Source organism: Ruegeria sp. CDSC079 (genome assembly GCF_059610505.1).
Genome location: NZ_JBXWNT010000001.1, coordinates 72,969 through 90,253, shown reverse-complemented (window position 1 = coordinate 90,253; position 17,285 = coordinate 72,969). Strand labels below are relative to the sequence as shown.

Below are 17,285 nucleotides of genomic sequence, written 5' to 3'. Positions count from 1 at the left end.
GTTCAATTCTGTTACAAATTTGACTTTAGCAACCGCCCATTCATTGTGGGGTCGTATAGTTTGTTTATGAGTGAATTTAGTATGGAACCTTTTGACAAGGTTAGTGCCCGCGCCAATGCATTCGGCACACTTGGTCTGGCTCAAAGCGCCAGTTCAGATGACATTCGAGAGGCCTGGCGCGACATCGCATTCGAAGCCCACCCCGATAAGAATGGCGGAGACGGTGCGGCCTTGGCCAACGCCAAGGCGGCCTATGATTTGCTGCGCAGCGAGGGGCTGGCCGGGAAAGGTCTGGCGGGCTCGGCGGCGGGGAAACCACGCCGCCCCCGGTTGCGCAAACGCGTTATTCAGCTGGAAACCCAAGATATTGATGCCTGTCGTGCAATGTTGAATACGGCGCTGCCCCACTTGCAGGACTCCCCGGACACCCCAGTGGACAGTCAAGATGCGGATCGCCTGCAAGATGCTGACCACATTCCGGACGCTGTCGGCTTGCATGGCCGCAACCTGACTTATTTCATTTCCGCACCTGTCTGCGAAGGTGCTAACCGCGTCGCATTGCCGACGAGTGTTCTTGCTGGCACCAAGCGCGTCAAGACAGAGATTCTGAGCTTTCAGTCCAAAGATGCGGGCACGGGCGAAGTTGTCGTACCCGTTGCGCTTGCGACCAAGAAATTTCCGGGCGCCCGCAGCGTCCGGATCAGATTCAACGCCGACCAGCAAACGCAGGATGAGTACTGGTTGACCGGATGACAAACAAAAGCCCGGCAAATCAATGCCGGGCTTTGCATCCGTTGCAGAAATCTCAGTTTGCGACCGGGCCTTCGGAGGTAAACTTCGGGATCACGCTGCTGGAGGCCCCGTCGGCCTCGATGCCCGGCCAGTTTCCTTCAGCCAGATTGATATTGCCGGGAATATCTTCTTCAAAAAACCCGACAACCACATCGGTAATGTTTAGATACAGCTTGTCATCAACAATCCGCCACAGGTTCGGGTTCGCAGGCACCTTGCCGCCGCGTGACACGCCATAGGCGCAGTGACCGTCATATTGCGGCGCATAATAAGCAGGGTTTTCCAAGAACTTGTCCCGGTTCTCTTCGGTCGAGAATGCCCAGGTAACGCCGTTGTATTCGGCCGTAATATCTGACCTTCCGCGGACGGCTTCGGGCTGTGATTGACCGACAGCAACCTGATCCAGACTGCGATAGGCAACCACGTCATATCCTGACACCGCATAGCCGGTGCCGTCCACATACTGATCACCTGCAAGGGCAGGCATGGCAAATGCCAAGGTCGCAGCTAAGGTCCAGACAAGTCGTTTCATAAGGGCGGTCCTTTTTTATTGGATGGGTGATCGGCCCGGAATACGGGGCTGTGCAGAGAATAGGTGATTCCTCGATCAAACGCAGTCCCGCTCGCGTCGCTGTGACATCGAATGAGAAAACGTGAAGTCTTTTGCACTGAATGTTACAAAATCTTCCCAACGGGCAGGGTTGGACTTTGCCCTTTGCAATATTAGCTGTTGCAGCGAACGGATAATTCACCCGAACTTTGCTGAGAAAGGCAAGAAATGAGCGAGCAATCGACCTATACGCCCCCGATGGTCTGGACATGGGACAGCCAAAACGGCGGACAATTCGCTAATATCAACCGCCCGATTGCGGGGGCAACTCATGACAAGGATTTGCCTGCTGGGCGCCATCCTCTGCAGCTCTATTCGCTTGCCACTCCGAACGGGGTAAAAGTAACCGTCATGCTGGAAGAGCTTCTGGCGCTAGGCCATGAAGAGGCCGAGTACAACGCCTGGCTGATCAACATCGGCGAGGGAGATCAGTTTAGTTCGGGCTTTGTCGAGGCCAACCCGAACTCGAAGATCCCTGCCCTTTGGGATCGGTCCGGTGAAAAACCAGTGCGCGTGTTCGAAAGTGCCTCGATTCTGTTTCACCTGGCTGAAAGGTTCAACGCATTTCTACCCGAATCCGGGCCAGAACGGACAGAGGTGATGAACTGGGTTTTCTGGCAAATGGGCAGTGCACCATATCTGGGTGGCGGGTTTGGCCATTTCTACGCCTATGCGCCCGAGAAATGGGAATATCCCATCAACCGCTTTGCCATGGAAACCAAGCGGCAGCTGGATGTTCTGGATCGGGAGTTGTCCGAGAAAACCTATATCGCAGGCGAGGATTACTCTATCGCCGATATCGCGATCTGGCCCTGGTACGGACAACTGGTTCTTGGGCGCCTGTACAGCGCAGCCGAGTTCCTGGACGTCGAATCCTACAAGAACGTCATGCGCTGGGCCAAGGAGATTGACGCCCGTCCCGCCGTGAAACGTGGTCGCATGGTCAATCGTGCCTTTGGCGAAAAGCATACACAGCTTCACGAACGCCACGAGGCCGGCGACTTTGAAACGCGTACACAGGACAAGCTGGAGCCAGCAGCCGAGTAAACAAACCGGGCTTCGCGCATCAATCTGCGAAGCCCCATTCTACCATTACTTGAGCAAAGGCGGTTTGTCCGGATCGCGCCCAGGAGCGATATGCGCATTCACACGCGCCTCAGGCTGCGGCAGATCGTACCGCAAACCCACCCGCGCCAAAGACGCTGCGGCCGTGTCACTTGATTTGAAAAAACCTACGTCCATTGCCCCAGCTTCGACCCCGGAAAAGGTAAGCGCTTCGGATGCGGCCTTGGCCAGAGCTGCCTCTGCCCCTTCGACGGCATCGACAAAACCCAGCAAATGCCCGAACCCACCTTCAGCCGTTTTGGTGCTGACCAGATAGGCGGCTTGCGCCAACCCAATGGCCGTAGCCAGCTTGGCGTCCAAAGCTGTCAGCAGTTCGTCGGGCAACCCCGATGGAGCCAGGAACTCGGACAGGTGCTGTTGCACCTCTTCGGGACCATGCTGCAAAGTTTCCACCAACCAGCCCAATGCCTCGGGCGGGATCAACATCGAGGACGGGGCAACCTCAAGGTTCAACCCCAGCCCGATCCCCTGCCCCGACAACATAGACGATAAAACCCGCCCCGACAGCGCAACATAGGGCACCGGGCGGTCTGCGAAGCGGGCCAGCCGGTCTTCGCGATCGAAAGCCAGCACAAAACGCCCATCTGCCACATCGAACAATTCGGGCGAAATATTCTCGTTCTTTGCCTCTTCCGTCAGCATCAGGAACAGCTCACTGTCAGCCAGCCGTTCAAAGAAACGCAGACGGGCCGCATCATCCTGCGGAGCAGCCTCAGCCGCGGCATGGGCGGCGTCCAGAGCCGAAATCTCAGTCATTCAGAACCTCTTGCACCCGTGCGCGCAAAACCGGCAACAGATCGGCTTCGAACCACGGGTTTTTCTTCATCCATGCCGTATTCCGCCAGGACGGATGAGGCAAGGCAAAGACCCGCGGCGCATAGTCCCGCCAGTTGCGGACGGTTTCGGTGACTGACCCACGTGACTTCAGGTGATATCTATGGGCGTGCCCCCCGACAAGAATGGTCAACGGCACAGGCCCAAGATCCGCCATGACCCGATCGTGCCAAGTCTGACCGCATACTGACGGAGGAGGCAAATCTGCCTTGCGCGCATCATAGCCAGGAAAGCAAAACGCCATTGGAACGATCGAGACACGCGAACGGTCATAAAACAGCTCCTCATCAACACCCAACCACGCCCGAAGCCGATCACCGGAAGGGTCGGTAAAAGGGCGACCCGACGCATGCACTCGTGCCCCCGGAGCCTGACCACAGACCAAAATGGGCGTGTCTTTGCGGAACCAGACAATGGGTCTTGGTTCATGCGCGGTTTCGGTTGCCGCAAATCGGTCGGCACAAATACGGCAGGCCTCTATTTCTTTTTCGAGTGGGTTCATGAGATCGCAATCAGTGCCGCATCAGATGGTTAGTGTTCTGAAAGCAAGATAGGTAACACACATCCAGACGCCAACAGATGCAAAAGTCACATTACCAAAAACGACCCCCGGAACGCATTGATCATTTGTTTCATAATTCGACATAATGTGGCCTATATGGCGCCGTAGAGGTACCGTTCTTTCGCCGGTCCGAACGGCGCAACAACAAGATAAACCCGCAGGCTTTGGATGCTTGAGTTTGAAAATGTCAGCAAGTCCTTTTGGACCGGGACGCGCCGAAAGGTGATTCTGGACAGAGTGTCTTTTCGCGTCGAACTTGGCACATCCATCGGTATTCTGGCCCCGAACGGTACCGGAAAAACCACCCTGATCAACATGATGGCCGGACTAGAGAAACCCGACGAAGGGGTCATTCGCAAATCCTGCCGCGTCTCTTTTCCGATGGGATTTACCGGCGGAGTTTCAAACAAGCTGTCGGCTCTGGAGAACTCGCGCTATATCGCCAAAATCTATGGTATGGACCCGGACTATGTCGAGGCATATTGCAGTTGGCTGTGTGGCCTGGGTGAATATTTCAATCAACCGCTGGCGACCTATTCATCCGGTATGCGGTCGCGGTTCACATTTGCGTTGATGCTGGCTCTGGATTTCGACATGTACCTCATCGACGAAGGGATGCCGGCCACAACAGATGTTGAATTCAACAAAAAGGCAGGCGACATTCTGCAGGAACGGCTGCGCACAACAACACTGGTCATCGTCTCTCACAACCCGGCCCTGCTTGAAAAATTCGCGCGTCAGGCGGCGGTATTAGTGGATGGTCAGCTTCACTTGTTCGAAACCTTGGAAGAGGCAAAGCAGTTATATGACTACCAAACCCAGGGCTGATAAATACAACTGGCGTCGCAAACGGCGGTCTGCGGGAAATGCCGAAACGCGCGAAGACGCGATCTCGCGCATTCGCCAGGCCACACAGGCGCCCGGCGCAGCAAATGAACCGCCAGTAGGGACCGAGATCGACGCTATCAAACGCGAAGGACTGACCGGCCGCCAACTGAGGGTGGCACGTCGTCTCGCCCAGAAAAACGGTCTTGCGGCGACTTCGGACTATGATGCAGTTCGGTTGTTGCGCAAAAAGGGAATTGATCCGTTTGAACGCTCCAGTCTGCTGAACCTTGCCTCGGAAAAGAAAACTTCGGACGAGCAGACGAATGATCGCATCACGATCCACCTGCCCCAGACCGTGAAAGATGCACCAGAGAATCTGCCCGGACCCGAGATGAGCCCGGCCGAGCGGCGTGAACGTGAAATCGGACAGATTCAGAGGGACATCGCCCGCCGCCGCCGTCGCAAACTGTTCGCTCTGTTTGCGCGGCTTGCGGCCTTTGTCCTGCTACCTACCTTTGTCGTGGGTCTCTATTTCTATCGGATCGCGACCCCAATGTACGCCAGCAACTCTGCCTTTCTGATCCTTCAGGCGGACGGGGGCGCGGGCTCTATTGGAGGGCTTCTGGCAGGGACCCAATTTGCGACCACGCAGGATTCGGTTGCCACCCAGGAGTTTCTGGAATCGAAAGATGCGCTTGAACTTTTGGACACAGAGGCCGGTTTCGCTGATGTGTTCAAACAGGACTGGATCGACCCCATTCAGCGATTATCCCCAGACGCCAGTCTCGAAGAGGCTTACAAGCTGTACAAACGCATGATCACGGTCGGATATGACCCGACCGATGGCCTGATCCGGATGGAGGTGGCGACACCTGACCCCCAGACTTCGGCCGCGTTTTCCCGAGAACTGATTTCCTATGCCGAGCAACGGGTAAACGCGCTGACCGAAAAGAAACGCGAAGACCAGATGAAAGATGCCCGGGAAGGGTTTGTAAGCGCTCAGGAAGAACGCAAGAAAGCTCAGGAAGACCTGATCGAGCTTCAGCTGCAAGGCGCAATCCTTGACCCTGAAAGCGTCATTGCCGGGTTGCGGGGCCGCATAAACGAAATCGAGACGCTTATTCAGGACAAAGAGCTGCAGCTTGCAGCCTTGTTGGACAATCGCCGCCCAAACAAAGCCAAGGTGGATGGCGCACAGGCCGATATCGCACGGCTTACGGTTGTGCTGGAGGAATTGAACGCCGAAATGCTGGATGTCTCTGCCGGCGAGAATTCGCTGGCCAGGCTGAGTGTTCGGATTCAGATGGCACAGGCCGATCTGGCCGCTCGGGATATGATCCTGCAATCAGCTATGCAGCATATGGAGACAACCAGGACCGAAGCCAATCGTCAGGTTCGGTATCTGACGGTTTCCGTCAATCCTGTTCCCAGTCAGGAACCCAGCTATCCGCGCAAGTTCGAAAATACGATTTTGGCTTTCCTGTTGTTTGCTGGTATCTACCTGATGATCTCGCTTACCGCGTCGGTCCTTCGTGAACAGGTATCCTCGTAAGACACATGAAACATGTAAAAATCTCCGATCTCACGGTCGGCAATGATCTTCCGCTGACGATCATCGCCGGTCCCTGCCAACTGGAAACTGCGGATCATGCCCAAATGATCGCAGGAAAAATGAAAGAGGCCTGCGACGCCGCCGGGGCGCAGTACGTCTTTAAAGCCTCGTACGACAAGGCGAACCGAACTTCGCTGTCGGGTGCGCGAGGTATGGGAATAGACACAGGGCTCAAGGTTCTGGATGACATCCGCAAAACCTTGGGCATTCCAGTGCTGACTGACGTACATACCGAAGCCCAGTGCGCGATTGCGGCCGAGGCTGTGGACGTGCTGCAAATCCCCGCGTTTCTTTGCCGACAGACCGATATGCTGCTCGCTGCTGGTAATACCGGCAAGGCGGTTAATGTCAAAAAAGGACAGTTTTTGGCCCCATGGGAGATGGGCAACATCGTGAGCAAGGTAGAAAGCACTGGGAACACAAACATCCTGCTGACAGAACGCGGAACTTCGTTTGGATATAATACGTTGGTCGCTGACATGCGCGGCCTGCCGCAGATGGCCAAAACGGGATACCCGGTCGTAATGGATGCCACACACTCGGTACAGCAGCCTGGCGGCAAGGGTGGTTCTACTGGTGGGCAGCGAGAATTCGCGCCTGTGATGGCCCGCGCTGCGGTTTCGCTTGGCATCGGTGCGGTTTTTATCGAAACCCATCAGGACCCTGATACTGCACCTTCCGACGGTCCTAATATGATCCCATTGGACCAGATGCCGCAGCTCATCGATACATTGATGCGTTTTGATGCGTTGGCCAAGGCCAACCCTATCCAAATCTGAACAAGAGTATTCCCATGACCAAACCCAACCCCGAGGTGACTCCGAACACCTGGAGCTTTCTGCGCGACGCAATGATCAAGCCAACCGGCTTTCGCGAATATGATGCCCGCTGGAAATATCCAGAAGAGATCAACTTGCCGGGCATGACCGCACTGGGGTTGGGTCTGGGCACACAGATGCGCAAGCGTGGGATTGAACCCGTGATTGCTGTAGCCAATGATTATCGTGATTATTCTCTGGCCATTAAAAATGCCCTGATCCTGGGCCTGATGCAGGCGGGAATTCAGGTAAAGGATATCGGTCCGGCGCTTAGCCCGATGGCCTATTTCGCTCAGTTCCATCTGGACGTTCCAGCCGTGGCCATGGTCACGGCCAGCCACAATCCAAATGGCTGGACCGGGGTCAAGATGGGGTTCGAACGTCCCCTGACCCATGGCCCGGACGAGATGTCAGAGCTGCGAGACATTGTTCTGAATGGCGAAGGGCAGACCCACCCTGGCGGGTCCTACGAATTCGTTGATGGCGTGAAAGAGGCCTATATCGACGATCTGGTCGGCGATTTCAGAATATCCCGACCTCTCAAAGTGGTCTGTGCCACAGGGAACGGCACCGCATCCGCCTTTGCCCCGGAAATATTTGAACGCATGGGGGTAGAAGTCGTGCCCAGCCATAACCAGCTGGACTATACTTTCCCGCATTACAACCCGAACCCAGAAGCGATGGAAATGCTGCACGACATGTCCGATACCGTGAAAGCCAGCGGTGCCGACATGGCGCTGGGGTTCGATGGTGACGGTGACCGCTGTGGCGTTGTGGATGACGAGGGGGAGGAGATTTTTGCTGATAAGGTCGGCGTGATCATGGCCCGCGATCTGGCCAAGATTTACCCCAATGCCACCTTTGTCGCCGACGTGAAATCAACCGGCCTTTTTGCCAGCGACCCCGAGTTGAAGGCCCGCGGGGTCAAGGCAGATTATTGGAAAACCGGCCACAGCCACATGAAGCGGCGAGTCAAAGAGATCAACGCGCTGGCTGGGTTCGAAAAGTCGGGGCATTACTTTTTGGCCGAACCGATTGGCCGTGGCTATGATTGCGGCATGCGCGTCGCGGTTGAGATCTGTAAACTGATGGACCGCAACCCGGACCAAAGCATGTCCGACCTGCGAAAGGCACTACCGAAAACATGGTCGACACCGACCATGTCCCCCTATGCAGCGGATACCGAGAAATACGACATACTCGACCGTTTGGTCGCAAAGCTGGTCGCCAAATCCGAAGCCGGAGAGACGCTTGCAGGTCGCCCGATCAAGGAAGTGGTCACTGTCAACGGTGCCCGAGTCATTCTGGACAATGGCAGCTGGGGGTTGGTGCGCGCCTCGTCGAATACGCCCAATCTGGTGGTCGTCTGCGAAAGCAGCGAAAGCGAAGAAGAGATGCGTGCCATTTTTGCGGATATCGACGCGGTCATCCGAACCGAACCTGGTGTCGGGGATTACGACCAGACCATCTGAGCGTTGGTGTCGGGGCTCTGGCCCCGACACTTCAATTTCCGCCAAACAGCTTAAGCAGCCCTTTCTTGGCCTCGTCCTCAAGCTTGTTCTTCAGCGCGTCCTCGACGCTGTCACCGTCAGTCCCGGCCGTACCGGTATCGCCGCCTATCTTGTCGATGACTTTCTTTTTGACATCATCCTCAAGCTCTTTGACTTTTCCTCCGGCGGCCGCTTCGATCACCTTGGTCAGGTCCGGCTTGATCGACGGATTGCTCCATGGTCCAACTATACGCACCGGAACCGACAGGCCTTCTCCCGAATTCGCACGCAGAGCGACTGGCGTGAACAGATAGTCGATATTGCGCGCTCCGATCCCGACTTTTCCTTTGCCATCCGCGCGGAAATTGTCCAGCGACATCAACAGATCGTTGTTCTGCAAAACGCCCTTATCAATGGTGAAGCTAGCCGTCAGGCTGTTGAACACGGTGGTGCCACCCGAACCTTTGCCTCGTCCCATCAGACGATCAAGGTCAAAACCCGATATCAGCCCCTTTCCTACATCCAAGCGGCCCTTACCGCTGAGAGAACGCATGATCTGATTCTCGTTCTGGCCGACGCCCAGAAACTCGAATGATCCCGACCCGGTCCCGGACAGCCGCTCGACCCCGACCAAGGCTGTCAGAGCTTGTTTGAGGTCAATGCCCTTGGCCTTTATCTTGCCGCCAACGGACAACCCATTCCGATTATTGGCCACCACCTGCCCGTTCAGCGTTCCGGAAAACAAGGTTGCCGGGTTCATCTCCAATGCAGCCCGAGACCGGTCCAGCCGCATTGTCAGGTCGCTGGGGCCAAGCGTCAGCTCGGGCAACGCGATAGATTTGGCTGTCAGTCGAATTTCACCATTGGCCAAAGCCAGCGCGGAGGCGTCGATCGGTTCCCTTGACCACCCCTCCGAGGCAGCACCCGAGCCGGAACCGCCGGAACTGGACGAGTCCGTCTGACCACTTTGATTATAGCGAGAAAGATCAAGATCACTGGCATCCAGCCGAGCGGTGATCTGTGGCGGGTTGGAAATTACAATATCAACTTCGCCTGTAAAACGGTTACTGTCGAGTGAAGCCACCAGATCGCGCACAGATATGCGGCCATCTCTGGTATAAGTCATCTGCCCCGACACATTCGCAGCGCGGCCCAACCCGTGCGGCACTCCAACGCCCTCCTGACCAAACGCAGCCAGCATTTTTTCCGTGTCTTTGGTTTCCAAGTGCAGCTTGCCGTCCATCTCTCCGGCAAGGTTGACGCGCCCGTCAAACCCGATGTCACCACCGGGGGCGGCAAGCGCCAGCTCAATCTCGGATGCCGCGCCCGAGGCATAGGCCGGCAGGTCGGGTATCTTGATATCCACGCGGGCCTCACCGCCCGGAACCGGCATTTGTGCATCCAGAACCATGGGGGCCGAGACTGCTGGCCAACTAGCAGACAAATCCACATCTGCGACATCAAATCGGGCCGATCCATTTTCAACAAAGATCAGACGCGCCTGAGTCAGTTTCAGATGCTCCAGTGTCACCGCACGCGATGCATCGGCCGGTTTTGATCCACCCGAGCCGCTGGCTGTCGGGGCGACGGCCGTGTCAAACTCCCAGTTTCCGCGCCCGTCTGACAGTTCAAGTCTGAGGGTCGGATTCTCGGCAATAATCCGTTTGATCAGCACATCGCCGGACAAAATGGCCAAGGTATCGACCCCAACCGCCAGGCTTTCGGCGCTGAGCATCGGCTCAGACCCCGCCCACGAGGCATTTCCGAAGGAAACCGCCCCGGTTTCCATGCCCAGCACAGGCCAGAAGGACAGCTTAACGCCCCCCGACAGTTTCAGATCACGCCCGGTTTGTGCCTTGACCTGCTCGGCCAGAATGGTCGCCAACTTGTCGCCCGGCATCAGCAGCAACGCGCCGATGACAAGACCGACCACAGCCACCAAAAGGAACAGGATGCGCATTAGCCATTTCATTTTCTGCTCTCCGACTTATTTGGCACGCTATAAAAAGATCATTCAAAGACGGCAGCGCATTTGCAAGGGGAAGCTTTCCCCACTATATGCCGCGCCATGACCACAAACCCGCCAAACCTCCGCCCCGACCTGGCACCTGCTGCCCGGATCACTGATACACCACGTCCGAACCAGCCGACCATCGGCATGGTATCGCTGGGTTGCCCCAAGGCTTTGGTCGACAGCGAGCGGATTCTGACGCGCCTGAGGGCCGAAGGATACGGCATCTCGCCGGACTATTCAGGCGCAGATGCCGTGATTGTGAATACCTGCGGATTTCTGGACAGCGCCAAGGCGGAGTCTCTGGATGCCATCGGCGAGGCTTTGGTGGAAAACGGCAAGGTTATCGTAACCGGATGTCTAGGGGCCGAACCCGATTACATCCGCGAGCATCACCCCCGTATCATGGCCGTCACCGGACCACATCAGTACGAGCAGGTGCTGGATGCGGTACACAAGGCCGTGCCGCCTGATCCCGATCCCTTCGTGGATCTGCTGCCTGCAGCCAACGTTCAACTGACGCCGCGCCACTACAGCTATCTCAAGATATCCGAGGGCTGTAACCACAAATGCAAGTTCTGCATCATCCCGGACATGCGCGGCAAACTGGCCAGCCGTCCGGCGCATGCTGTTCTGCGCGAGGCGGAAAAGCTGGTCGATAACGGTGTGCGCGAATTGCTGGTGATCTCTCAGGACACCTCGGCCTATGGGTTGGACCGGAAATACGATGTGAATCCCTGGAAAGACCGTGAGGTCCGCAGCCATATCACCGATCTGGCGCGTGAATTGGGTCAGTTGGATGCCTGGATTCGTCTGCACTATGTCTATCCCTACCCGCATGTACGTGAACTGATCCCGCTGATGGCGGATGCGGGCAGCAACGTGCTGCCCTATCTGGATATCCCTTTTCAACACGCACATCCGGATGTTTTGAAACGAATGGCCCGCCCCGCTGCAGCTGCCAGAACATTGGACGAGATCGCTGCCTGGCGCGCGACCTGTCCTGACATCACTCTGCGATCCACCTTTATCGTGGGCTATCCCGGCGAGACCGAGGCTGAGTTCCAGACCCTTCTGGACTGGATGGACGAGGCGCAACTGGATCGCGTCGGCTGCTTTCAGTACGAGAACGTCGAAGGAGCCCGATCCAACGACCTTCCTGACCATGTGCCCGCCGATGTCAAACAAGACCGATGGGAAAGGTTCATGGAAAAGGCTCAGGCGATTTCCGAGGCCAAACTGGCCGCCAAGGTCGGCCATACCCTGCAAGTCATCGTGGATGATATCGACGATGAGGCCGCGACCTGTCGCACCACCGCAGATGCGCCCGAGATTGACGGCAATCTGTTCATCGACGAGGGGTTTGAGGCCCTGAAGCCGGGCGACATTGTCTCGGTCGAGGTGGACGAGGCCGGGGAATATGATCTATGGGGCAAGCTTCGCTAACCACACCTACCTGAATTGACCGACCCAGCGGCAGTCAAAAAAGGCTCAACAGCCCGATAACCCAGGCCAATCCGCCAGCCAAAGCAGTCAGTGCCACCGCAGCGCTGGCGGCGTCTTTGGCTTGCCCGGCCAATAGATTGTGTTCGGTCGAAGTATGATCCACCGCCCGTTCGATCGCCGTGTTGAACAGTTCAGCCACCAGAACCAACAGACCGATCACCAGTATCAGAGCCCGAACGCCGTCGCTCAGGGGCAGCCACAGGGCCAGACCCGCAGAAACAAGATTGGTGCAGACCCAAGCGCGGAACGAGTATTCACTGTGCCAAGTGGCAGCCAATCCCTGCCAGCTCCAGCGGATGCGGTCCTTTAGATGGGTGACAAGTTTTCTCATGCGACCTCGGTAATTCAATAGGTCAAACAGAAACCCTAACACCGTATGACAGGCAATAAAAAAGCCACCCATAGGGCGGCTTTTTTGTTCGATTGTGCGGGCGGCTATGTCGGAATCCGCCCGCGAAAATCTTATTGAGCAGTCGGATTACATACGGTCTGACCTGCTTCGGTCGTCGCCAGATCTGTCCCTGCCGGGCAGCTCGGCGTGCCGTATTTGTCATAATCTGGGGTAATGTATACCGGTGTCGGCTCTTCCTGTTGCGAGCAAGCAGCCAGAACCAGGGCAAACGCACTAACGGCAGCAAATTTGAGTTTCATGTCCGTCATTCCTCTAATTAATTTCTGTTATTGCCCTGAACATGGGGCCGACTTCACAATACGGTGTGGTTGGTAATTTTGCAATAAAATCAACAGCGCGTTTGCGAAAGCAGGCAAAACCATGCCGGGGGGATTGCCCATGGAATGGGTGCCGCGTGGCAGCTACTGCTTTCGGCACATCTGTTCAGGCGATAGACTGGGGAAAGTCAGCGAACGGAGAAATCAGATGCCAGAAGGTCCTGTCATTGCGCAAAAAGCGCCCTATCCAATCGAAGTAACCGAAGGAAAAAGCTATTTCTGGTGCTCGTGCGGCCGGTCCAATCGGCAGCCATTTTGTGATGGATCTCACAAAGGAACCGGCTTTGAACCGGTCAAGTTCACGGCTGATACCAGCAAGAAACTGTTCTTCTGCGGCTGTAAAAACTGCGCTAACCCACCGTTTTGCGACGGGACACATTCCAAGATCTGATCACTTCAGCCGGTTGAAAACCTGGCTATTTACGCAGAACCCGGGCGCTGAACGAGGATCAGATTGCTGTGCGGCCAGCCATATCGTGCATTTCTCGTGACAGTCCGAGGCCCGGCAACGCGTTACCATCTCGGCGTATTCATCCGGACTCAACCGCCCGTCGGACATGGCTTCGGTCAACGAGATCTTAAGGCATCGGGCAACAGATCGAGTCAGCCAAAAGTGCTTTTCCACGTCGCCCAGTACAGCGTGTTTCATCCCAATTCCTGCATTTGTATTACTTTCAACGCGGCGAATTGATGTTTGTTCGGGCAGGTTTGTGGTGCTCCTGCAACATCTGGATGTCTTTCCATCCAATCCGGACAGGCAGCCGCCCAGCCACATCCCTGACACAGGCGGATCATTTCAGCCCAGTCTTCCTGACTTAGCCGACCTTTATTGTGGGCCCGCACAATATCCGTACCCGTAGCTTGCCCCATCCTCAACACAAGGCGCAAATGAGTCATGAGGTGTCCAAGGCGCGGCATTGCGGCCCCCCTAAGGGATCAACTTGCTTAACAAATCCTGGTTCCGGCAATATTCGGGGGTCTGCGCTGCCAGAACCGGTTGATTCAAAAAAGATTGGCAATGGCCCGGGTTCGGGCAATCGGTGCATCGCAGAACCGCATCGGTAATCTGATCCACCGATATATGTCCAGCGATTGCAGATTCCTGCAGATCCACCCCCAGCTTGCCAGCCATACGGTCAACAAGACCAGCATGATGCCTAAGCGTTTCGCGATCGGGCATTGGCATTCCTTTCCGTTTCGCTTTGTCCGATCAGACTAGCAATACGAAACAGCCCAAGCCTTGACGCAGGTCAAAGTCCCAATTCCAGTTCGTCCAGATAAGCCCGTGTTGCATCCTGCACCCGTCGGAATCGATCACCGCCCAGCTTTTTTCCGCCATACCATCGAGTGACAATGACGATATGACCGCTCAGTTCGGCCCTTTCCAGCATGCGCAGAATCACCATTCCGGCACCGCTTTCCCCGTCATCCGCCTTGAGCGCACCAGTGGGCAGGATTGCGGCCCAGGTATTGTGCGTGGCCTTGGCATAGCTTTTGTCAGATTTCAGATCCTGCAGGACAGCAGCCACCTCGTCACGGGAACTGACCAAAGCGCCGGACACGGCATATTTCGATCCGCGGTCCGTCAAGACAACCCCCAACCGTTTCAGTCCCGTCATTGTGTCAGCCCAAGCTGCCGCGAGGTTTCCAAAACAATTTCGACGCGCTGAGCATTCGGTGGATGGGTGCCTAGAAAACGATCGCCCGGGTCAGGAATTCGGGCAAAATAGCGGGCTCCTAACAAGGGATTATAACCTGCCCGGTGCGTGATGATCGTTCCCAACCGGTCCGCTTCCAGTTCAAAGTCCTTGACATATATCTGGGCACCCACCTGCGCGCCCAGCTTCTGCGCCTGTTCAAGATCTGCGTCATTTGCCCCCGCTATGCGTGCAAGCTCGCCAAAAATCGCGGCACTTTCTCGTGAGTTTTCGGACTGGCGGGGAATATGGCGCAGGATGTGATGAGCAGATTCATGCCCCATCACAAAGGCCAGTTCATCGGCGTTTTCCACCGATTGAATCATCGCGCGGGTGAAGATTATGACTGGTTGATTGTCGTCATCCAAGGTTTGAAAAGCATTTGCTGGTGCGCGAGGGTTCAGATCAACCACGATCGAAAAATCGCAGTTGCTGACATTACTGCGCCGCTTGCACTCTGCGCGCGCCACATCCCCGACCCTTTGACTGATTTCGCGAAAGGTCAGCACATCGACCTGAAAATCAGTTGAAGGTTGTTGCCATTCCTCTACCGGCTGAACGCGTAGCGAACCGGTGTCACAGGCCGACAGAACCAGACCAAATATCATCAAGATCAGGCGACGCATACTATTTCCTTTGGTCCGGTCATGCCTTTTCTTCGAACATAGCCCGACACAAGGCGGTTCGCCACCGGACGATTTCCCACGAACGGGTTGCATTGCAATGTTCCGCCCGGCAAGCTGGAAACATGTTTTCGATTGAGCATGAATTCGACTCGACGGTCATAACCCTGGTGGACGAAGGCGAAAAGCCTTTGAACGAGGATGTGGTTATTAACAATTTTGCAGAATGCGTAACGCTGGAACAACTGGATCCGCGCACTGACCAGGTTCAGAAGATTACGCTTTCGCCCGAACAGGTTCGTGATCTGGCTGCGGCACTGGATCTGCCCGAAGGTGTTTACCAAATTCGCGAAACCCCCGGTCAGGCCTGACACACAAAGACTTTCTCGCGCGATGTCTGCCCGCGCTTCAGGATGAGTGCGGACGGAGCAACCCCCAGCGCCACCGCCAGAATCTCACGTGTGGCATCATTTGCCCTGCCGTTTTCGGGCGGTGCAGTGATATATATTCTGATCGTTCCGTCCTGAACCAAAATCCTGTCTGCTGCGGCTTTCGGGGTAACCCTGACCGCAATCTCAGCATTCGGTGCTACACGGTCGCTCAGGTCTGGAAGATTTCTTAGTTTCGGTTTTCCCATTGGCACCTTCTGTTAACAAAGACCCTTGCACGGTTGGGCGGGGAATGAAATTGATCCAACTGGTCCAGCCGATTGCACTTGAAACTCGCCAGACGTTCAACCAGATACAGACAGCCTATGTAAAGGAAGTTAACATATGTCCTTGAAGAATCCGGCCGCTTTTGAGTTTCTGCAGACCCGTCGGTCGCGCCCAGCCAAAACGTTGATTGAACCGGCCCCCGACCGTGAGCAGCTGATGCCCCTGCTGACCGCAGCAGCCCGCAGCCCGGATCACGGAAAACTGGAACCCTGGCGGTTCATCGTGCTTGAAAAAGGCGCAATGGGGCGCCTGTCGGGGCTGACGCAGGAATGCGGTGAGGCGCTTGGCAAATCCCCTCAAAACATTGAAAAAGCGCGCGGACAGTTTGATTTAGGCCATCTCGCCGTCGCTGTGATCGAGGTTCAGAAGCCTTCGGAAAAGATTCCAGCCATCGAGCAGACCTATTCAGCTGGGGCTGTTTGCCTTGCTTTGCTGAACGCTGCTTTGACCGCAGGATGGGGCGCGAATTGGTTGTCTGGCTGGCAAACCCACGATCCAGAATTCTGTCGCAAGGCGTTTGGATTGCGGGATAACGAGAGTGTTGCCGGTTTGATCCATATCGCGACCGAGGGCTCGACCCCGCCCGACCGCCCTCGCCCGGATGTTGATGCCCTGACCGAATGGGTCACAGAATGATCATCCTCAACGCCTTTTTTTCAGCGCTTGGTCAGATCGGAGACCCGAAATTCCGCGGGGTCCTGCTTCGGGGCATTGGTCTGACCATTCTTATGCTGATCGCAGCCTGCGCCGGTGCAATTTGGCTGATCAACCGGCTGTCAGGGGACGAGATATCGCTGCCATTCATTGGTGCAGTTCCCTGGCTGAATGACGTCCTCAGCTATTCCGGCATTTTCCTGGTGCTGATCCTGCCAGTGTTTCTGATGATTCCCGTCGCCTCAGCCATCACGTCTGTGTTTCTGGACGATGTCGCGCAAGCTGTAGAGGACAGGCATTATCCGAGCCTGCCCACGGTTCCACGCATCCCGATAGGCGATGCGATCACTGACGCGCTTGGCTTTATGGGCGTGTTGATCCTGGCCAACCTTCTGGCGCTGATCCTTTATGCGATCTTCACGCCACTGGCCCCGTTTATCTTTTGGGCGATGAACGGATTTCTGCTGGGGCGTGAGTATTTTACGCTGGCAGCCATGCGCCGTATCGGGCGTGAGGGCGCGCGAAAACTGCGGGCACAACATTCGTCAACAATTTGGCTTGCGGGCACGTTGATGGCCATCCCACTGTCTATTCCGCTGGTGAACCTTGTGATCCCGATTATCGGAGCTGCTACATTCACGCATATCTTTCATAAGCTGTCAGGGCCAACGCCCTGAA

At 56.0% G+C, this 17,285-nt stretch carries 23 protein-coding genes; 11 read left to right on the top strand and 12 right to left on the bottom strand.

Annotation, left to right across the window (positions count from 1 at the left end; genetic code table 11):
• Window positions 1-81 precede the first annotated feature (81 nt).
• Window positions 82-753, top strand: a complete 672-nt coding sequence (locus AC2FIC_RS00490) for a J domain-containing protein (protein ID WP_496708716.1) — start codon at window positions 82-84, stop codon at window positions 751-753.
• A gap of 52 nt (window positions 754-805) precedes the next feature.
• Here AC2FIC_RS00490 and AC2FIC_RS00485 read toward each other — a convergent pair whose 3' ends face one another.
• Complete coding sequence (locus AC2FIC_RS00485) at window positions 806-1,324, bottom strand: YHS domain-containing (seleno)protein (RefSeq protein ID WP_496690990.1); 519 nt, start codon at window positions 1,322-1,324, stop codon at window positions 806-808.
• A gap of 246 nt (window positions 1,325-1,570) precedes the next feature.
• Between AC2FIC_RS00485 and yghU the strand changes: the two genes are divergently transcribed.
• Window positions 1,571-2,449 carry a glutathione-dependent disulfide-bond oxidoreductase gene (yghU, locus tag AC2FIC_RS00480; protein WP_271949300.1) on the top strand — a complete coding sequence of 293 codons (879 nt, stop codon included), beginning with the start codon at window positions 1,571-1,573 and terminating at the stop codon, window positions 2,447-2,449.
• Between the two features lie 45 nt (window positions 2,450-2,494).
• On the opposite strand, the gene AC2FIC_RS00475 is transcribed toward yghU, so the two are convergent.
• Entirely contained in the window at window positions 2,495-3,283 is a 789-nt protein-coding gene (locus AC2FIC_RS00475; RefSeq protein WP_281972684.1) for an SseB family protein, read from the bottom strand.
• Window positions 3,276-3,863, bottom strand: a complete 588-nt coding sequence (locus AC2FIC_RS00470; RefSeq protein WP_496690991.1) for a uracil-DNA glycosylase family protein — start codon at window positions 3,861-3,863, stop codon at window positions 3,276-3,278. The genes AC2FIC_RS00475 and AC2FIC_RS00470 overlap by 8 nt, the downstream gene beginning before the upstream one ends.
• A 228-nt stretch (window positions 3,864-4,091) precedes the next feature.
• Here AC2FIC_RS00470 and AC2FIC_RS00465 point away from each other — a divergent pair, with 228 nt between their 5' ends.
• Genes AC2FIC_RS00465 through AC2FIC_RS00450 form a run of 4 tightly spaced genes read left to right on the top strand, consistent with a single transcriptional unit; the run spans window position 4,092 to window position 8,653 of the window.
• Window positions 4,092-4,751, top strand: coding sequence for an ABC transporter ATP-binding protein (locus AC2FIC_RS00465; protein WP_142636630.1), 660 nt, complete (start codon window positions 4,092-4,094; stop codon window positions 4,749-4,751).
• On the top strand, window positions 4,729-6,303 hold the full coding sequence (locus tag AC2FIC_RS00460) for a KpsE/RkpR family capsule polysaccharide export protein (RefSeq protein ID WP_496690992.1): 1,575 nt from the start codon (window positions 4,729-4,731) through the stop codon (window positions 6,301-6,303). Before AC2FIC_RS00465 ends, AC2FIC_RS00460 begins: the two co-directional genes overlap by 23 nt.
• 5 nt (window positions 6,304-6,308) lie before the next feature.
• A complete protein-coding gene (gene kdsA / locus AC2FIC_RS00455) occupies window positions 6,309-7,142 on the top strand; it encodes a 3-deoxy-8-phosphooctulonate synthase (RefSeq protein ID WP_496690993.1) in 834 nt (277 codons plus the stop codon).
• A 14-nt stretch (window positions 7,143-7,156) separates the two neighbouring features.
• Entirely contained in the window at window positions 7,157-8,653 is a 1,497-nt protein-coding gene (locus AC2FIC_RS00450; protein WP_281994962.1) for a phosphomannomutase/phosphoglucomutase, read from the top strand.
• A gap of 31 nt (window positions 8,654-8,684) precedes the next feature.
• On the opposite strand, the gene AC2FIC_RS00445 is transcribed toward AC2FIC_RS00450, so the two are convergent.
• Complete coding sequence (locus AC2FIC_RS00445) at window positions 8,685-10,643, bottom strand: AsmA family protein (protein WP_496690994.1); 1,959 nt, start codon at window positions 10,641-10,643, stop codon at window positions 8,685-8,687.
• A 96-nt stretch (window positions 10,644-10,739) separates the two neighbouring features.
• Here AC2FIC_RS00445 and rimO point away from each other — a divergent pair, with 96 nt between their 5' ends.
• Window positions 10,740-12,128: a 30S ribosomal protein S12 methylthiotransferase RimO gene (gene rimO / locus AC2FIC_RS00440; protein WP_142636620.1), complete on the top strand. Its 1,389-nt coding sequence runs from the start codon at window positions 10,740-10,742 to the stop codon at window positions 12,126-12,128.
• A 34-nt stretch (window positions 12,129-12,162) separates the two neighbouring features.
• On the opposite strand, the gene AC2FIC_RS00435 is transcribed toward rimO, so the two are convergent.
• Together AC2FIC_RS00435 and AC2FIC_RS00430 are read right to left on the bottom strand one after the other, a co-directional pair.
• Complete coding sequence (locus AC2FIC_RS00435) at window positions 12,163-12,519, bottom strand: diacylglycerol kinase (protein ID WP_496690995.1); 357 nt, start codon at window positions 12,517-12,519, stop codon at window positions 12,163-12,165.
• Window positions 12,520-12,650: 131 nt separating this feature from the next.
• On the bottom strand, window positions 12,651-12,839 hold the full coding sequence (locus AC2FIC_RS00430) for a hypothetical protein (RefSeq protein WP_142636616.1): 189 nt from the start codon (window positions 12,837-12,839) through the stop codon (window positions 12,651-12,653).
• Between the two features lie 226 nt (window positions 12,840-13,065).
• Here AC2FIC_RS00430 and AC2FIC_RS00425 point away from each other — a divergent pair, with 226 nt between their 5' ends.
• On the top strand, window positions 13,066-13,308 hold the full coding sequence (locus AC2FIC_RS00425) for a CDGSH iron-sulfur domain-containing protein (protein WP_142636614.1): 243 nt from the start codon (window positions 13,066-13,068) through the stop codon (window positions 13,306-13,308).
• Here the strand turns inward: AC2FIC_RS00425 and AC2FIC_RS00420 are convergent, their stop codons facing one another.
• From AC2FIC_RS00420 to AC2FIC_RS00400, 5 genes are all read right to left on the bottom strand, one after another.
• Window positions 13,309-13,566, bottom strand: a complete 258-nt coding sequence (locus AC2FIC_RS00420) for a DUF6455 family protein (protein ID WP_271949278.1) — start codon at window positions 13,564-13,566, stop codon at window positions 13,309-13,311.
• Entirely contained in the window at window positions 13,563-13,835 is a 273-nt protein-coding gene (locus tag AC2FIC_RS00415) for a DUF6455 family protein (protein WP_271949276.1), read from the bottom strand. The genes AC2FIC_RS00420 and AC2FIC_RS00415 overlap by 4 nt, the downstream gene beginning before the upstream one ends.
• A gap of 10 nt (window positions 13,836-13,845) precedes the next feature.
• Window positions 13,846-14,103 carry a DUF6455 family protein gene (locus AC2FIC_RS00410; RefSeq protein WP_496701527.1) on the bottom strand — a complete coding sequence of 86 codons (258 nt, stop codon included), beginning with the start codon at window positions 14,101-14,103 and terminating at the stop codon, window positions 13,846-13,848.
• A gap of 64 nt (window positions 14,104-14,167) precedes the next feature.
• Window positions 14,168-14,536, bottom strand: a complete 369-nt coding sequence (locus tag AC2FIC_RS00405; RefSeq protein ID WP_142636608.1) for a YigZ family protein — start codon at window positions 14,534-14,536, stop codon at window positions 14,168-14,170.
• Window positions 14,533-15,240: a M48 family metallopeptidase gene (locus tag AC2FIC_RS00400; RefSeq protein WP_271949271.1), complete on the bottom strand. Its 708-nt coding sequence runs from the start codon at window positions 15,238-15,240 to the stop codon at window positions 14,533-14,535. The genes AC2FIC_RS00405 and AC2FIC_RS00400 overlap by 4 nt, the downstream gene beginning before the upstream one ends.
• A 122-nt stretch (window positions 15,241-15,362) precedes the next feature.
• On the opposite strand from AC2FIC_RS00400, the gene AC2FIC_RS00395 reads away from it, so the two are divergent.
• Window positions 15,363-15,608: a DUF8831 family protein gene (locus AC2FIC_RS00395; protein ID WP_142636604.1), complete on the top strand. Its 246-nt coding sequence runs from the start codon at window positions 15,363-15,365 to the stop codon at window positions 15,606-15,608.
• Here AC2FIC_RS00395 and AC2FIC_RS00390 read toward each other — a convergent pair.
• Window positions 15,599-15,874, bottom strand: coding sequence for a DUF167 domain-containing protein (locus tag AC2FIC_RS00390; RefSeq protein ID WP_142636602.1), 276 nt, complete (start codon window positions 15,872-15,874; stop codon window positions 15,599-15,601). The genes AC2FIC_RS00395 and AC2FIC_RS00390 overlap by 10 nt on opposite strands.
• 136 nt (window positions 15,875-16,010) lie before the next feature.
• On the opposite strand from AC2FIC_RS00390, the gene AC2FIC_RS00385 reads away from it, so the two are divergent.
• The gene (locus AC2FIC_RS00385) at window positions 16,011-16,589 is read left to right on the top strand and encodes a nitroreductase family protein (protein ID WP_496690997.1); all 579 of its coding nucleotides are present in this window, start codon (window positions 16,011-16,013) and stop codon (window positions 16,587-16,589) included.
• Window positions 16,586-17,284 carry an EI24 domain-containing protein gene (locus AC2FIC_RS00380; protein WP_496690998.1) on the top strand — a complete coding sequence of 233 codons (699 nt, stop codon included), beginning with the start codon at window positions 16,586-16,588 and terminating at the stop codon, window positions 17,282-17,284. The genes AC2FIC_RS00385 and AC2FIC_RS00380 overlap by 4 nt, the downstream gene beginning before the upstream one ends.
• Window position 17,285: the final 1 nt, after the last annotated feature.

Bases quoted from the DNA above. Each gene is read 5' to 3' on its own strand.
- AC2FIC_RS00490 (WP_496708716.1), top strand. From the start codon at position 82: ATGGAACCTTTTGACAAGGTTAGTGCCCGCGCCAATGCATTCGGCACA.
- AC2FIC_RS00485 (WP_496690990.1), bottom strand. From the start codon at position 1,324: ATGAAACGACTTGTCTGGACCTTAGCTGCGACCTTGGCATTTGCCATG.
- yghU (WP_271949300.1), top strand. From the start codon at position 1,571: ATGAGCGAGCAATCGACCTATACGCCCCCGATGGTCTGGACATGGGAC.
- AC2FIC_RS00475 (WP_281972684.1), bottom strand. From the start codon at position 3,283: ATGACTGAGATTTCGGCTCTGGACGCCGCCCATGCCGCGGCTGAGGCT.
- AC2FIC_RS00470 (WP_496690991.1), bottom strand. From the start codon at position 3,863: ATGAACCCACTCGAAAAAGAAATAGAGGCCTGCCGTATTTGTGCCGAC.
- AC2FIC_RS00465 (WP_142636630.1), top strand. From the start codon at position 4,092: ATGCTTGAGTTTGAAAATGTCAGCAAGTCCTTTTGGACCGGGACGCGC.
- AC2FIC_RS00460 (WP_496690992.1), top strand. From the start codon at position 4,729: ATGACTACCAAACCCAGGGCTGATAAATACAACTGGCGTCGCAAACGG.
- kdsA (WP_496690993.1), top strand. From the start codon at position 6,309: ATGAAACATGTAAAAATCTCCGATCTCACGGTCGGCAATGATCTTCCG.
- AC2FIC_RS00450 (WP_281994962.1), top strand. From the start codon at position 7,157: ATGACCAAACCCAACCCCGAGGTGACTCCGAACACCTGGAGCTTTCTG.
- AC2FIC_RS00445 (WP_496690994.1), bottom strand. From the start codon at position 10,643: ATGAAATGGCTAATGCGCATCCTGTTCCTTTTGGTGGCTGTGGTCGGT.
- rimO (WP_142636620.1), top strand. From the start codon at position 10,740: ATGACCACAAACCCGCCAAACCTCCGCCCCGACCTGGCACCTGCTGCC.
- AC2FIC_RS00435 (WP_496690995.1), bottom strand. From the start codon at position 12,519: ATGAGAAAACTTGTCACCCATCTAAAGGACCGCATCCGCTGGAGCTGG.
- AC2FIC_RS00430 (WP_142636616.1), bottom strand. From the start codon at position 12,839: ATGAAACTCAAATTTGCTGCCGTTAGTGCGTTTGCCCTGGTTCTGGCT.
- AC2FIC_RS00425 (WP_142636614.1), top strand. From the start codon at position 13,066: ATGCCAGAAGGTCCTGTCATTGCGCAAAAAGCGCCCTATCCAATCGAA.
- AC2FIC_RS00420 (WP_271949278.1), bottom strand. From the start codon at position 13,566: ATGAAACACGCTGTACTGGGCGACGTGGAAAAGCACTTTTGGCTGACT.
- AC2FIC_RS00415 (WP_271949276.1), bottom strand. From the start codon at position 13,835: ATGCCGCGCCTTGGACACCTCATGACTCATTTGCGCCTTGTGTTGAGG.
- AC2FIC_RS00410 (WP_496701527.1), bottom strand. From the start codon at position 14,103: ATGCCAATGCCCGATCGCGAAACGCTTAGGCATCATGCTGGTCTTGTT.
- AC2FIC_RS00405 (WP_142636608.1), bottom strand. From the start codon at position 14,536: ATGACGGGACTGAAACGGTTGGGGGTTGTCTTGACGGACCGCGGATCG.
- AC2FIC_RS00400 (WP_271949271.1), bottom strand. From the start codon at position 15,240: ATGCGTCGCCTGATCTTGATGATATTTGGTCTGGTTCTGTCGGCCTGT.
- AC2FIC_RS00395 (WP_142636604.1), top strand. From the start codon at position 15,363: ATGTTTTCGATTGAGCATGAATTCGACTCGACGGTCATAACCCTGGTG.
- AC2FIC_RS00390 (WP_142636602.1), bottom strand. From the start codon at position 15,874: ATGGGAAAACCGAAACTAAGAAATCTTCCAGACCTGAGCGACCGTGTA.
- AC2FIC_RS00385 (WP_496690997.1), top strand. From the start codon at position 16,011: ATGTCCTTGAAGAATCCGGCCGCTTTTGAGTTTCTGCAGACCCGTCGG.
- AC2FIC_RS00380 (WP_496690998.1), top strand. From the start codon at position 16,586: ATGATCATCCTCAACGCCTTTTTTTCAGCGCTTGGTCAGATCGGAGAC.